The 14,970-nt window shown below is 73.3% G+C and carries 10 protein-coding genes and 1 pseudogene; 10 read left to right on the top strand and 1 reads right to left on the bottom strand.

All coding sequences use genetic code 11. The features are described from left to right. The first annotated feature begins 47 nt into the window (after positions 1-47). From ACFZBX_RS09520 to ACFZBX_RS09500, 5 genes are all read left to right on the top strand, one after another. Positions 48-1,352, top strand: a complete 1,305-nt coding sequence (locus ACFZBX_RS09520; RefSeq protein ID WP_391532557.1) for an SGNH/GDSL hydrolase family protein — start codon at positions 48-50, stop codon at positions 1,350-1,352. Between the two features lie 80 nt (positions 1,353-1,432). Then, positions 1,433-2,026 (top strand): DUF4240 domain-containing protein, encoded by a 594-nt coding sequence (locus ACFZBX_RS09515; RefSeq protein WP_391532555.1) that lies wholly within the window; start codon positions 1,433-1,435, stop codon positions 2,024-2,026. A 152-nt stretch (positions 2,027-2,178) separates the two neighbouring features. Then, the gene (locus ACFZBX_RS09510) at positions 2,179-4,407 is read left to right on the top strand and encodes a hypothetical protein (RefSeq protein ID WP_391532553.1); all 2,229 of its coding nucleotides are present in this window, start codon (positions 2,179-2,181) and stop codon (positions 4,405-4,407) included. Further along, a complete protein-coding gene (locus ACFZBX_RS09505) occupies positions 4,397-5,743 on the top strand; it encodes a hypothetical protein (protein ID WP_391532551.1) in 1,347 nt (448 codons plus the stop codon). The genes ACFZBX_RS09510 and ACFZBX_RS09505 overlap by 11 nt, the downstream gene beginning before the upstream one ends. A 388-nt stretch (positions 5,744-6,131) precedes the next feature. Further along, positions 6,132-7,415 (top strand): serine hydrolase domain-containing protein, encoded by a 1,284-nt coding sequence (locus ACFZBX_RS09500; RefSeq protein ID WP_391532549.1) that lies wholly within the window; start codon positions 6,132-6,134, stop codon positions 7,413-7,415. A gap of 126 nt (positions 7,416-7,541) precedes the next feature. On the opposite strand, the gene ACFZBX_RS09495 is transcribed toward ACFZBX_RS09500, so the two are convergent. After that, positions 7,542-9,068 (bottom strand): FMN-binding glutamate synthase family protein, encoded by a 1,527-nt coding sequence (locus ACFZBX_RS09495; RefSeq protein WP_391532547.1) that lies wholly within the window; start codon positions 9,066-9,068, stop codon positions 7,542-7,544. 438 nt (positions 9,069-9,506) lie between these two features. Between ACFZBX_RS09495 and ACFZBX_RS09490 the strand changes: the two genes are divergently transcribed. The 5 genes and pseudogenes from ACFZBX_RS09490 to ACFZBX_RS09470 all read left to right on the top strand — a co-directional run. Continuing rightward, positions 9,507-9,836, top strand: coding sequence for a trypco2 family protein (locus ACFZBX_RS09490; protein WP_391532545.1), 330 nt, complete (start codon positions 9,507-9,509; stop codon positions 9,834-9,836). A 78-nt stretch (positions 9,837-9,914) separates the two neighbouring features. Further along, positions 9,915-13,481, top strand: coding sequence for a tetratricopeptide repeat protein (locus ACFZBX_RS09485; protein ID WP_391532543.1), 3,567 nt, complete (start codon positions 9,915-9,917; stop codon positions 13,479-13,481). 63 nt (positions 13,482-13,544) lie between these two features. After that, positions 13,545-13,682, top strand: coding sequence for a hypothetical protein (locus ACFZBX_RS09480; RefSeq protein WP_391532541.1), 138 nt, complete (start codon positions 13,545-13,547; stop codon positions 13,680-13,682). Positions 13,683-14,092: 410 nt separating this feature from the next. Then, positions 14,093-14,398 (top strand): hypothetical protein, encoded by a 306-nt coding sequence (locus tag ACFZBX_RS09475; protein WP_391532539.1) that lies wholly within the window; start codon positions 14,093-14,095, stop codon positions 14,396-14,398. Between the two features lie 75 nt (positions 14,399-14,473). Next, positions 14,474-14,809 (top strand): annotated as a pseudogene (locus ACFZBX_RS09470) (helix-turn-helix transcriptional regulator); the annotation flags it as partial. Positions 14,810-14,970: the final 161 nt, after the last annotated feature.

The following is a 14,970-nucleotide window of genomic DNA, read 5'->3' as shown; positions in this document are numbered from 1 at the left end:
CGGGCGCGGTAGGTTCCGGGAGATCCCACCGGCCCCAGGAGTCACCCGTGCCCGCAAGGAAGCCGTTCGTCCGTGCCCGCCGCCGTGCGACAGCAGCCGCGGTCGGTCTGCTGACCGCGCTGACCGTCGTGTTCTCCGCCGTCCCGGGAGCGCCGCCGGCGTCCGCCGGGAGCGCGTCGGGTGGCTGGACCGCCGCCTGGGGTTCCTCGCTCGTCCGCCCGACGGCGCCGCAGCCCTGGTCGTGGCCGAACTGGGCCTGGGACGGCTTCGCCGACCAGAGCCTGCGCCAGGTGGTCCGGGTCGGCGCCGCGGGTTCCGAGCTGCGGATCCGGGTGTCCAACCGGTACGGCGGGCAGCCACTGCGGCTGACCCGGGCGAGCGTGGCCCGGGCCGGTGACGGCGCGTCGGTGCTCCCGGGAACGCTCGGCGAGCTCCGGTTCGCCGGGCGCCCGGACGCCGTCGTGCCGGCCGGGGCGGAGCTGCGGTCGGACGTCCTGCGGCTGCCCGTACGGCCGCTGGAGCGGATCGCGGTCACCCTCTACTTCAGCGCGGCGACCGGCCCGGTCGCCTTCCACGAGGACGGGCTCGCCACCGCCTACCGGGCCCCCGGCGACCGCACGCAGGACGCGACCGGCGAGGCCTTCGCCGGGGCGACCAGCGAGTCCCACTACCTCCTCGCGGGCGTGGACGTGCGCGGCGCCCGCACCGAGGGCGCCGTCGTCACCTTCGGCGACTCCCTCACCGACGGCTGGGGCTCGACGCCGGGCACCGACCGCCGCTACCCGGACCGGCTGGCCGAGCGGCTGCGCGCCGACGGGCGCCGGCTCTCCGTCGTCAACGCCGGACTGAGCGGCAACCGGCTGCTGACCGACTCCCCCTGCTACGGCGAGCGCGGCCTGGAGCGGTTCCGCCGCGAGGTGCTCGACCGGCCAGGGGTGCGCACCGTCGTGGTGCTGATCGGCATCAACGACATCGGCGGTGGCGGCCTCGACGACTGGGGCTGCGGCACCCACCCCACCGTCACGGCCAGCCGGTTGATCGACGGCCACCGGGCACTGATCGACGCGGCGCACCGGCGCGGCCTGACCGTGATCGGCGCGACCCTCACCCCGTTCCGTGGCTACGCGCCGTACTACACGCCGGAGAAGGAGCGCGTCCGGGACACCGTGAACCACTGGATCCGCACCTCCGGCGCCTACGACGCGGTGGCCGACCTCGACCGGACCCTCGCCGACCCCAGGCCGGACCACCACGACCACCTGTCCCCCGCCTACGACTCCGGCGACGGCCTGCACCCGGGCGACCCCGGAACGGCCGCCATGGCCCGGGCGGTCGCGGACCTGATCCCCTGAGACCGCCGGCCGTCCTGCGGGCCGCGAGAATCGGCCGCGGCTTCGTCCGGGCTGTCGGAGGCGTCTGCCACAGTGCCGTGGTGGACGAGATCGATTCCTTCTGGAAGCTCATCGAGGAGTGCAGGCGGCAGGTGGAGGGGCCGGAGGAGCGGCTCACATGGCTGCGAGGCGAACTGTGCCGGAGGTCGCCGGCTGAGGCCGTTCAGTTCCAGGAGCGCCTGGACGAGGTGAGGCGTGAGGCGTTCACGTGGGACCTGTGGGCGGCCGCAGACCGAATCTTCGGCGGTTGGTGCTCCGATGACGGGTTCTCCTACTTCCGCCTGTGGATGGTGGGTCTCGGCCGGGAGGCGTTCTCTGCGGCGGTGGCCGCTCCCGACGCCCTGGCCGGCACGCCGGAGGTTCAGCGGTTGGTGGGCCGGCCGCGGAACGCCTGGGGCGACGACTGGCCCGGATGGGAGTCGCTCGACCATGTCGCCATGGAGGTGTACGGGCTGCTGACCGATTCCGCCGACGACTGCGGTGAGGCGTACTACCAGGCCCTCAACGCCGTGGCGGGCGACACCCCCGGAAGCACCGGGCCGCTCGGCGAGCAGTGGGACGTCCGGTGCGAGACGGACTCAGCGCACAGACTTCCGGCACTGAGCGCGATGTTCCCCCTCCGGCCGCCCCTGTAGCTCCCCGGTCGGCAGGCCGGCCTCCTGCTGTTCGGCCTGCTCGCCGACGGCGCCCGCGGCCCCCGCCTCGCACCGCTCCGGACCAGGGCAGTCCGCACTCGTCGGAACCGGCATGGGTAAGGTGACCAGCCGAACCACCGGGAGGAACGCCGATGCGGATACCGACAGGGATACGGAGACGGACCGTAATATTCGGGGCCCGGGCGGGCACGGCGCTCGCGGCGCTCATCCTGCTCGGCAGCGCCGGAACAGCCGTCGCGGCCGACCCGAGCGCCACGCCCGGCCCCACGGCAGCGTCCACGGCGACCGCCGCCGCCGCGCCGACGGGTCAAACCACCGACGGCATCACCCAGTCCGAGCGCCTGGCCGAGGAACTGCGCAAGAACCCGGTCTACGTCTCGGCCGCCCAGCCGCGCAGGCTGCCGCGTTCACTCGCTCCGGAGATCGCCGCCCTCGCCGGGCGTACCGGCGTGCCCACCTACGTGCTGGCGCTGCCCGACGGCGACACCGCGCTGCTCGCCCTGGTGCACGACCGGCTCGGCGCGGACGGCCTCTACGTGCTGATCGGCGACTACGGCCGCGTCACCGCGTCCGCGTTCGGCGTCGACGTCCCGGTGGAAGACGCCCGCCGGATCTCCCGGTACGGCACCCCGTACGGTGCCGGGCCGCTCGCCGCGTTCGAGAACTTCGTCGACGCCGTCGCCTCCGGCAAGGACCGGGCCGCCGTCAAGGCCGAGGAGCTGTACGACCGGTACCGCGACAGCGACCGGCAGCGCCTGTACATCAGCTCCACCGACCGGCAGAACCAGAACGTGCTGCTCGGGCTGGCCGTGGTGGTGATCCCCGGCCTGGTGCTGGCCCTCGGCCTTCGCCTCTCCCTCCGCCGGACCCGCCCCTCCGGCACCGCCCCCACCCGCAGGACCGGACTGAACAACAAGCCCGCCGTCCGGCTGGACAAGGAGCCGGGGACGCCACACGCCGCCCCGGGCCCGGGCACCGTACGGCGCGGCCGCAGCCTGCTGCCGGTGACGCTGTCGGTGACGCTGCTGGCAACCGCCGCCGCCGTGTTCGGCGTGGTGCACTACGCGCCCACCGTTTTCCCCCAGGTCATCGACAGCCCCTACCTGAACGTCACCCAGGCGGACGTCGACGCCCGCGTCGACGAGATCGCCGCCGGGCTCAGGGCCGCGCCGGTCTACCAGGACCCGTCCGGCCCCGACGCGCTGCCCGCCGCCGACCTCCCCGCGATCCGCCAGCGGCTCACCGAACTCGCCCCCAAGGGCCCGGTGCACATCGTGGTCACCCCCACCGGCAGCGACGACGAGACCGCCCACGACAGCGACCTGCTGCTCGCCCTGATCCACGAACGCACCGGCCGCAACGGCGTCTACATCCTCGTCGACCCGATGACCGGCGTGATCGACCTCGACAGCTACGGCACCGACCAGGACACCCTGCGCCGCTTCTCACGCCTGCCGACCGAGGTCAGGTACGCGTACGGGGAGAACAAGGGCCCGAACGTGGTGCCGAGGCTGAACCAGGTCCTGGACGCCGTCGCCGCCGCCGAGCCGAAACCGGGCTACGACCCCGCGGAACGCCGTACCACCCTGCCCCCGCTGCACGACAACCGGCTGCCCGCCCTGTTCAGCGGCAACGACTTCGGGGGCGGCATCGGGCTCGGCGTGATGCTGCTCGGCGTCCTGCTGTTGCTGGCCTGGGCCGCCCACGCCGCCGCCCGGGCCGTGATCCGCTCCCGGCGCGCCCGCGCGACCCGCTCCTCGCAGCCGCACGCCGCACCCCGGCACGCCACCCCGCTGCCGTCCCTGCGGCAACTGCGGGCGTGGGCCGACGAGGACGTCCGCGAGCTCGCCACGCAGCTGGCCGCCGCCGGCCAGGACACGCCCGGCCGCGCCCGCGCCTGGGACTGCCTGGACGCCGCCGCGCTCCTCACCGGCAGAGGCGAGCAGCGCCCCGACGAGTCGACCGGGGCAGGCGACCTCGCCGCCGTCGTGGTACTCGCCCAGGCCGGGCTCGCCGCCCTCCGCGGCCACCTCGACCCCACCGTCTGCCGGCTCAACCCGCTGCACGGCGAGGCCACCGGCGGCCGGGCGCCGGCCTGGCTCGCCGACCTCGGCCTCGGCCCCCGCTCCGCGCAGTTGTGCCCCGCCTGCCGGGACGCCCTCCGCAGCGGCGGGGCCGACCGCGCCACCGCCGACCGGGCCGCCCGTGCGGGCCGGGCCCGTGACCGGCTGCTGCGCCTGCCGGCGGCGGACGACCGCACCCGGACCGCCTGGGACGAGGCCGGGCAGATCCTGCCGACCGCCCGCGAAGGGCTCGACGCACTCATCCTCAGGGCCAGGGAGTCCGCCAGTGTCCAGTGACCGCCCCACCGTCCGTCACCCGTCCGCCGGCCCCGGCCGGCGCCTGCCCGGCGGGCTGTTCGCCGCCCTTCTGGTGGCCTGCGCGGCGTTGCTCGGGCCCGGCACCGGTGCCCCCGCCCGCGCGGACAGCCCGGGCCCCGGACCGGCCGCCACGACGATCGTCGAGGCACTGGCCACCTCCCCGGTCTACGTCGACCCGTCCTTCGCCGCTGCCGTCACCGCCTCCCAACAGCGGGACCTCGCCGACCAGATCGCCGCGACCGGCCTGCCGATCAAGGTGGTGCTGGTGCCGCTGAAGAAGGGCGACGCGTTCGACGGCAGCGCCAAGTCCCTGGCCGCAGTGGTCCAGGAACGCCTCGGCCTGCCGCAGTTGATCCTGCTCACCAATGACGAGTACGGGAGCTGGCTCAAGGGCACCGAGTGGCCGGACGACACCCACCAGGCCCGCGACGCGGCCATGGCCGTGGGCATGCTCAAGGAACTCAAGGACGCCGGACTGACCGCCCGCGTCGCCCGGGCCGTCGAACTGATCAGGACCGGCCAGGGCACCGAGGTCTACAAGGCCGAGTCCGCACGGGCCGATCGCGAGTACTCGGCCCGCCCCAGGCCGAAGGACAAGGCCGCCGAGTCCTCTTCCTCCTCCGGTGGCCCGGGGACTCTGCTCGTGGTCGCCGCGGCGCTGGTCCTCGCCGTCGCCGGCGCCTTCCTGGTACGCCGCCGCCGCTCGCCCCGGCACACCGCCTTCACCTTCCCCGACGCCGTCTTCGCCGCCGACCAGGCCGCCGACGAGGCCGGGCTGCGCCGTCAGGCCGCCGCCGAGGTGCTCGCCCTCAGCGAGGCCGTGGAGGGCGCCGACGGGGCCACCACCCCCGGCCTGGCCCGCGCCCTGGACGCCTACGACGCGGCCGGCCGGGTCCTGGACTCCGCCCGCGGCATCCCCGACCTGGCGGGCGTGCTCGCCCTGGCCGCCGAAGGACGCTCCGCACTCGCCGCCGAACCGCGGCTTCCGCTGTGCTTCTTCGACCCCCGCCACGGCGCCGCCGTCCGCCGCACCGTCTGGCGTCCGCTCGGCCGCCGGGAACGCGTCGACATCGCCGTCTGCGAGGACTGCGCCCAGGCCCTGCGTGCCCGCCGCGCACCCCAGGTGCTCGCCGTCCGCGACCAGGGGCGCACCGTCCCCTACTTCGAGGTCCCCGCCGACCGCAGCCTCTGGGCCGCCACCGGCTACGGCTCGCTGCTCTCCGGCCCCGACGACACCCTCGCCGCCCGCGTCGGCACCGGCGAGTTCACCCGCGCCCGGCACCAGTCCGAGGACGACGGAGCCGCCAGGGACTGAGCCCAGGAGGATCTTCTGACGGAGCGCCGATTCCCCGCCGGAACCGGCGCTCCGCCGTTCCGCCGCCCGTCCGGCCCGCCCGCGGACACGCATACAGGACGACGGCCCCGTCCGGGAGCGGTGGGCACGCCGGGAGGAGCGCGACGGCGTGCGGCAGCGGACGCTGCTGGGGACACCTGCACGCGTGACCCCGGGATCACCCCCGCGGCCGGCTCCGCCGAGGCCTGCCCGGTGCACCGCCCGCACGGCCGTCCTTCTGGCGGAGGGCGAGGGGTTGGCTCTGCCGGGGGAGGCGGTGGCGACCTCGGGAGGAGGCCGGGCGGGGTGGTCGGCGAGCAGGCTGGAGGCAGCGCCGGAAGGGATCCGGGCGCCGCCGGGAGGGACCGACATGACCGTCACCACGACCAGCACCGCGACCAGCGCCGGGACCACGCCGAACGGTCGTACCGCCCGCCACCGGCTCGTGCGCCGGGCGGCCGTCGTCGCCCTGGCCGGCACGGGGCTGCTGGCGGCCCTGGCACCGACCGCCTCGGCGGCCCCGGCCGCCGTCCCGGTCACCGCCCCGCCCGCCGTCCCGGCCGCCGGGCAGGAACGGCCCGCCACCGACCCGGCCGCGCTGCGCCGGGCGCTACGGGCCGTGGTGGAGGAGGGCGGCTCCTCGGCGGTACTGGCGGAGGTCCGACAGGACGGCCGCACGGCGTGGCGCGGGACGGCGGGGGTCGCGGACCTGACGACCGGCGCGCCGGTGCCCGACGGTGCCCGGTTCCGGATCGGCAGCGTCACCAAGACCTTCGTCGCCACCGTGGTGCTCCAGCTCGTGGGCGAGCGCCGGATCGGGCTCGACGACCCGGTCGAACGCCACCTGCCCGGGCTCGTCCCGAACGGCGCCGCGATCACCGTGCGCCAACTCCTCAACCACACCAGCGGGATCCGCAACTTCACCGACGACCCGCGGTTCGACACCGAGGGCGAGGCGGCCCTGGAGCGGTGGCTGACCGTCGGCCGCTGGACGACCTACCGGCCGCTGGACGTCGTGCGGATCGCCACCGCCCAACCGCCGTACGGCAGTCCGGGCTCCGGCTGGTGGTACTCCAACACCAACTATGTGCTGCTCGGCCTGATCGTCGAACAGGTGACGGGACGCACCTGGGCGGAGGAGACCGAGCGCCGGATCATCCGGCCGCTGGGCCTGCGCGACACCTCGATGCCCGGTGCCTCCACGGTCATCCCCGGACCGCACGCGCACGGCTACGTCGAACGCCCCGGCGGACCGGCCGACGTCACCCTGCAGAACCCGTCGGCGTACGGCCCGGCCGGTGCCGGCATCTCGTCCGCCCGCGACCTGGCCCGCTTCAACGCGGCGCTGCTCGGCGGCCGGCTCCTGCGGCCGGCGGAGCTCGACGCGATGAAGCAGCAGGTCGACACCGGGCAGGGCTTCACCTACGGTCTCGGACTCAGCCGCCACCCCGGCGCGTGCGGCGAGTTCTGGGGCCTGACCGGCGGCATCCTCGGCTACGGCACGCTCGTGACGGGCAGCGCCGACGGACGGCGGCAGGTCGTCGTGTCGGTGAACCCGTACCACCGGTCCGACGCCGCCGGCCGCACCTTCCAGGCCCTCGTCGACACGGCGACCTGCGGTAGCCCGGAGGCCGGCGCACCGTCCGCGCGCTGAAGCGGCCAGGCCCCGGGCCGGGGAGCGAGGAGAACTCCCCCGGCCCGGGGCCGGTTCCAACGGGGCGGGCCGGCTATGGGGCGGGCCGGCTACGGTCCGGTCGGGACCGAGGTCGGCGAGGGGGCGTCAGACGGCGGGCTTCGCGGTCATCAGCGCCGTGATCTCCTCGGCGAGCCGCGGTCCCAGCTCGCCCCAGCCCTCCTTGTAGCCGTAGACCCCGGCCAGCGTTCGTGCCTCGTAGTCCCCGTTCATGACCTCGACGTCGTCCGCCGTGATGAGCGCCGGGTGGGCCACCCCGACGGCCGACGAGACCTTCAGCAGTTCCTTGCGCAGGGTGCGCAGGTAGACCGCGGCCCGGGTGGACTTCGAGGCCGGGTCGATGCCGCGGGCCAACCACGGGTTCTGGGTGGCGATGCCGGTGGGGCACTTGTCGGTGTGGCACTTCTGCGCCTGGATGCAGCCGATCGACAGCATCGCCTCACGGGCCACGTTGATCATGTCCGCGCCCAGGGCGAAGGCGACCGTGGCGTTCTCGGGAAGGCCGAGCTTGCCGGAGCCGATGAAGGTCAGCCGATCGGTCAGCCCCAGCTCGGCGAAGGTGCCGTAGACCCGGGAGAAGCCCATCCGGAACGGCAGCGACACCGAGTCCGCGAACATCCGCGGTGCCGCCCCGGTGCCGCCCTCGCCGCCGTCGACGGTCACGAAGTCGACCCCGCGGTCGCCGCGCGCCATCAGCCCGGCCAGCTCCTGCCAGAAGCCCATCTCCCCCACCGCGCTCTTCACCCCGACCGGCAGGCCGGTCTCGGTGGCGAGCAGTTCGACGAAGTCGAGCATCGAGTCGACGTCGTGGAACGCGGAATGCCGCGACGGCGAGGCGCAGTCCTTGCCGACCGGGATACCGCGGATCCCGGCGATCTCCGGGGTCACCTTCGCGCCCGGCAGCATCCCGCCCAAGCCGGGCTTGGCGCCCTGGGAGAGCTTGATCTCTATCGCCTTGACCGGAGCGCCGGCCACCACGTCCTTGAGCTTGTCCAGGTTGAAGCTGCCGTCCTCGTTGCGGCAGCCGAAGTACGCCGTACCGAGCTGGAGCACCAGGTCGGCGCCGTTGCGGTGGTGCGGCGAGAGGCCGCCCTCGCCCGTGTTGTGCATCGCGCCCGCCTGCGCCGCACCCTGGTTGAGCGCCGTGATGGCCGCGCCGGAGAGCGAGCCGAAGCTCATGGCCGAGACGTTCACCACGCTCGCCGGCCGGAACGCCTTGACCCGCCCGCGCGGGCCGCCCAGCACCTTGGCCGAGGGCAGCGGCGCCTGCGGGTCGTGCACATCGGGCAGCGCGCCGGCGAAGGTGCGCTGCTTCAGGTAGGCGTGCCCCTGGACGTGCTTGACATCGACCTCGGTGCCGAACCCGAAGTAGTTGTTCTCCTCCTTCGCCGACGCGTAGATCCAGGTGCGCTGGTCACGGCTGAACGGACGCTCCTCCTCGTTGGAGGTCACGATGTACTGCCGCAGCTCCGGCCCGATCCTCTCCAGCAGGTACCGGGCGTGCCCGACCACCGGGAAGTTCCGCAGCAGGGCGTGCCGCTTCTGGATGAGGTCGCGGGCGGCCAGGACCGCCACCGCTGTCGCGGCGGCCGTGCCGATCTTCCGGGCGTGCATGATCGTTCCTCCTCGATGCACGACTCCATCGCGGTGCGGTGGAGCCGAGGGTCGTGCGGGGTGGTGGACGGCGAGCGCCCGGCCGAGTGGCCGGCACCGTCCGTCGAAGAATGCGGAACGATCGTATGAGTCCGGGCGGCCGCGGGGACGGCATGCTCTGCGAGGCGTTGATCACCGGCTTTCGGAGACCTCCTCAGCCCGCCGGCCGATGGTCCGGGCGGTGCCGGCGCGCCGAGGGGGACCGGATGAGGACACCGGCGATGGCGCAGGGGTCGGTCCCGAGGGGACCATCCCTCTCGGATCCCGATACATCGTTGCCACCACGGCAACTGTCGCGGGACTCCTGACGGTTTGTGCCGTCCGGCTCCGGGACAAAGGAACCGGTGGTACCCCGTTCCAGCCGAACGGGACGGGGGCTCGGGAACAGAGGGGCGGGGTATGGGCGGCGTGAGCGGTTCGGACGAGGACTGGATGGACCTGGCCGACGCGGTCAGGCTGCTGCGTGACCAGATCGCCGAGTCCCAGCGCAGGGTCACCGACCCGGCAGGCCGAGGCCATGAGGGCGTGCTGTTCACGATAGGCGAGATCACGCTGAACCTGGGCCTCGAACTGACCGCCACCAAGGGAGTCAACGGCGGCCTGCGGTGGAGCGTCATCGGCCTGGGAGGCAAGAAGGAGAGCAGCAGCAAGGCCACCCACAGCGTGACCGTGAAACTGCTCCCGCACCAGCCCGGCGGCGGCGACGTCGACGTCAGCGACGACGAGTAGGACCCGCCCTGGGGTGCGCGGGGAGCCGGGACAACTGCAGGGGGGGCTGTGGAGCTAGACCGTCGGGTCCAGATTCGCGTGAAGCGCAAGGGCAGGGGGACGAGAGGTTTCGGGTCGGGATACCTGATCGCGCCGCGGCTGGTTCTGACCGCCGAGCACGTCCTGGAGGGCGCGGACGTGGCCACCGTCCGTCTGCCCGACACGAGCGAGCGGGAGTTCTCCGCCACCGTGCGTTGGCGGCGCAATGACGGTGCCGTCGACGCGGCGCTGATCGAGGTCGATGACCATGCGGACTGGCAGGTTCCCGAGTCCCTCGCCGACTCGTCCGCCCGTCCGACGCAGCGCTTCGGCCGGCTCATCGGCACCCGCGCCCACCCGGTCGATCTCACCGGCTTCCCACGACTGCAGAAGGAACAGCCGGGAGGGAGCCCGCAGAAGGACTTCGGCCGCCTGGACGAGCACCTGTCCGGCCACATCACACCGGGTACCGGCATGCTCGCCGGACGCTACGAGATCACCAGTACCACGCCGGTGCCCGCCGGCCCGCCCACGGATTCCGGAACCCGCTGGTCGGGTATCTCCGGCGCGGCCGTACTGGCCGACGACGGCTACGGCCAGGACCTGCTCTGCGGCGTCGTGCGTCGGGACCGCAATGCCGATGGCGGCACCCGTCTCACCGCTACGCCCGTCAGCACCCTGCTCGCCGACCACGACTTCCGAACTCTGCTGGCCGATCACACCCGGTGGGAACCGGTCCTCGAACCGATCGAGCCCGCTGTCCTGCTGGCCGCCGCCTCCGTCGACCGCGCCTTTCGCTCACCTGCCGCACTTCTGCGCGCCGATGCCGAGGCCGTCGCGTTCCACGGCCGTGACGCCGAGGTGGCAGACCTGCGAGCCTGGTGCGAGGGGGGAACGCGCGCTCTCGCGATTCGGGTCATGACCGGGCCAGGGGGGCAAGGAAAGACCCGCCTCGCCCGACATCTCACCGGAACCCTGGGCCGGCACGGCTGGGTCGCCGGACACCTCCGGTCCGACCTCACCGACGACCCCGCGATCGACGGCCGCCCACCCGACTTCACCACGCTCAACACCGCACTGCCCCTGCTCCTGGTCGTCGACTACGCCGAGACCCGTCCCGTTCTGGTCCGCCGTCTGATCACCCATCTGCACCGTTCCCGCCACCGCGTGAGACTGCTGCTGCTCGCCCGCGCGGACGGTGGGTGGCGTACCGGCTCCTTCCAGGCCGTTCCCGAAGTGCGCGACCTCTTGGCGGACGCCCCTGTCCATCCGCTCCGTGCGCTGATCGCGGCCGACGCACCGGACGCGGACCGACGCGCCGAATTCCGCCAGGCAGTCGGTGATCTGGCCCATCTGATGCCGCGACTGCCCGCCTACCCCCCCTGCGACTGGCAGGCCCTCGTCGGAACCCTTCATCCCCCTGCCGACCTCGGGCACCCCCGCTATCGGAACGCCCTCACACTGCAGATGACCGCCTTGGTGGCACTCCTGCAGCACGGGCCGGGGCCCGCCGACACCGCTCCGGGAGCGCCGCCGGAACGCACCCTTCTCAGGCATGAGGAACGCTTCTGGGAGCACAGCGCCAGGGCTCCCGCCTACGGGCTCCACCTGGCCGCACCCGCCCTCGCGGCGGCGGTCGCGACCGCGGCCCTGTGCGGGGCGGGCACCAGGGAGGAGGCAGTGCGCGTCGTCGCGACCTTGTCACAGGTGCCGGATCACCAGCAGGACTCAACGGCGGCATGGTTGGCCTCCTTGTATCCCGGCCAGAAGGACCGCTACTGGGGCACCCTTCAACCGGACCGGGTGGCGGAGTACCACGCGTCTCGTACGCTCAGGGACCACCGAGTCGCGCTACCGACTCTCCTGGCCGTCGGAACAGCAGGTCAACAGGCGCAAGCCGTCACCGTCCTGGCCCGCGCCGCCATCGCCCACTACAACGCCGACCGGGTCGAGGAGAGTGCGTCCGTCCTCCGCATGCTCGATTCCGCTCTCCACACCACTCCGCTGTCCCGGCTCGCGCTCCGAACCGCGACCGCCGCGCTGCCGCACCCCTCCCGAATCACCGCCCCGCTGGCGCTGGAACTCACCGACGCACTCGTCCGGGCCGACAGGGCGCTCGCCGCCCGGGACCCGGGCAGCCACGAAGCCGACCTTGCCTCCTCCTTGGCGAGCCTCAGCGTCGATCTCGCCGACGTCGGGCGCCGAGCGGAGGCGCTGGCCGCGGCGGAGGAGGCGCTGGCCCTTCGGCGCAGGCTCGCGGCCGAGGATCCCGCTCTCCATGAGCCCGACCTCGCCACGTCCTTGGCCAACCTCGGTGTCCGTCGTTGGGAACTGGGGCTCCACGCCGAGGCGTTGGTCGCAGCGGAGGAGGCAGTGGGCCTGCGACGCGGACTGGCGTACGAGGATCCCGCTGCGCACGAGCCGGGACTCGCCACGTCCTTGGCATACCTCGGCAACCATCTGACCGAGGTGGGGCGTCACGCGGAGGCCCTGACGGCGACCGAGGAGGCAGTGGGGATCAGGCGCAGGATCGCACCGGAGAACCCCGCCGCCTACGAACCCGACCTTGCGAGGTCGCTGTCGGACCTCGGCAACCATCTGTCCGTGATCGGGCGTCATGCGGAGGCTCTGGCGGCCGAGGAGGAGGCGGTGGGGATCAGGCGCCGGCTCGCGGCCGACAACCCCGCCGCCTACGAACCCGAACTCGCCTTGTCGCTGTCGAACCTCGGTGTGGACCTGTCCGAGGTGGGGCGTCACGCGGAGGCCCTGGCGGCCACGGAGGAGGCGGTGGAGATCAGACGCCGACTCGCGGCCGACAACCCCACCGCCTACGAACCCGACCTCGCCCGGTCACTGGTCAACCTCAGCGTGGATCTGTTCGAGGTGGGGCGTCACGCGGAGGCCCTGGCGGCCTCGGAGGAGGCGGTGGAGATCAGACGCCGGCTCGCGGCCGACAACCCCACCGCCTACGAACCCGGCTTCGCCCGGTCACTGGCAAACATCGCCACTCCGCTGTCGGAGGTGGGGCGTCACGCGGAGGCCCTGGCAGCCGCGGAGGAGGCAGTGGAGATCAGACGCCGACTCGCGGCCGACAACCCCGCCGCCTACGAACCCGACCTCGCCCAGTCACTGGCAAACGTCGCCACGACGCTGTCCGAGGTGGGACGCCACGCGGAGGCCCTGGCCGCCGCGGAGGAGGCGGTGGAGATCCAGCGCCGGCTCACGGCCGAAGACTGTGCCGTACACGAGCCCGACCTCGCCGTCTCCCTCGCGGATCTCGGGCATCACCTCTCCGCGGTGGGGCGCCGTCCGGAGGCGCTGGCCGCTCTCAAGGACGCCGCGGGAATCAGGCGACGACTTGCGGCCGACAACCCCGGCGCCCATGAGATCAAACTCGCCCAAGTGTTGGCAGCCTCGGCCGAACTCCTTGAGACGCTGGGCGATCTCTCCGGTGCGCTGCGGGAGGCCGAGGAGGCCGTGGAGCGCTTCCGTCGGTATGCTGCGGCAGCACCCGCCCTGCCGGCTCAGCTCCGGAGCGTGCTGGGCCTCCAAGCGCGGTTGCTCGATGCGCTCGGACGTCCTCAAGAAGCGACGGCGGTCCGGCACGGGCTTGAGGCCCAGGCCTGAGCATGCGAAATGCCTCCCGGGGTCGGTGCGGGCAGACAGTACGACGATCAGCGAGGGCAGTGCATGAAGCGGTTCGCCAAGAGCGTGACAGGGCAGTTCGTGATCTCGACGATCGCCTGTGCGGTGCTCTTCGCCCTGGTATGGACGCTCCTGATGCTGTTCGTCGTCATGCTTGACGACGGGTCACCTCTCCAGAGCTAGGCCGCTTCCTGCGGATCATCAAGTGGCCCAAGGGAGCCGCAGTTGGAGATCGTTTCCCAGCACCATGCACCGCCGGTTGCTTCGGTCTCGTCCCGCACACGGCTGCTGCACCGGGTCGTCCTGCTCTACTGCCCGGGTCGGCAGCCGTCGGAGGGGTCGCGAGGCTCGTACGGCTCGAACCCGGGGCGGTCGATGAGCTTGGTGATGGAGAAGGGGTGCCGGCGGTCGGCGGGCAGGGCGGTTCCGAGCCGAGCCTCGGCAAGCCGGCGAAGAACATCGTCGCGGTCGCGCGTCGCGCCGAGGTGTTCGGTCTCGGCGGCACTGGCGCCCCGGATCGACCGGGACATTGCAGATCACAAAGCCGCGAAGGCGTTCCGGAGGCGCGCACCGGGCGGATACTCTTGCGCTCCATGTCAGTCAACATCGAACTCGGATTCACCGTCACCGGCCTTGCCGACGAGGCCCAGGCGAAGAACGTCGCCCGCGCGATCGGCGTGCTGCTGGACGCCGAGGGCATCGAGGACCAGGTCCGCCACGGCGTGCGCTTCGACGAGGGGGAGTACCTGGTCACCGGCGAGTCGGGCCTCGCCCTGATCATCAGCGGCTTCTACAACTGGGGCCCGGCCTTCGAGGGCGCCTTCGCCCGGACCGTCGCCGAGGTCGCCCCCACGGCGAAGGCCGAGGTCGAGTGGGGCTATCCGGACGAGGACCACTGATCCGGACCTTCCGGCTGCCCGAGGCGCTTGGGAGGCCGACCACACGCGGCTCCTCGGCGACGACCACCCCAGTACGTCCGCACCGTGCCCGCACTGCCCACCCGGATGATCGTGGTGGACCGGGCCACCGCCGTCATTCCGGTCCGCAGCGACGACACCGCCGCCGGCGTCGTGCTCACCGGCCAGGGGACGCTGACGGCGCTCTGCGCCCTGTTCGAGACCGTCTGGGCGGACGCCCAGCCGCTCGGCGCAGCCGCCAAGCACCTCGGCGTCTCGCCCCGCACCGCCCGCCGCATCGCCACCGACCTCATGGAACGCCTCGACGCCCGCAGCCGCTTCCAGGCCGGTGTCCGCGCCGCCCAGGCCGGCTGGCTCACCTCCCGATCCGTGACGGCCGCGACGGCCCGCTGACCCGCAACCTGCGACCCGCGACCGGTGTCAGGGTCTGCTCCCCCGGTCCGCACGAGGACGCGAAGCTCCCCGCCGACATCCCCGTCCACTTCTGCGACCCCGCCGGCTCCGCGAACCTCATCGGCTCGATCACGCTCCATGCCCACGGCTCCAACGGCGAC

It is taken from the genome of Kitasatospora sp. NPDC008115 (genome assembly GCF_042957205.1).
In the GTDB taxonomy this organism is placed as follows: Bacteria; Actinomycetota; Actinomycetes; order Streptomycetales; family Streptomycetaceae; genus Kitasatospora.
The sequence above is the reverse complement of the archived record's forward strand: the minus strand, read 5'-3'. Positions and strand labels throughout refer to the sequence as shown.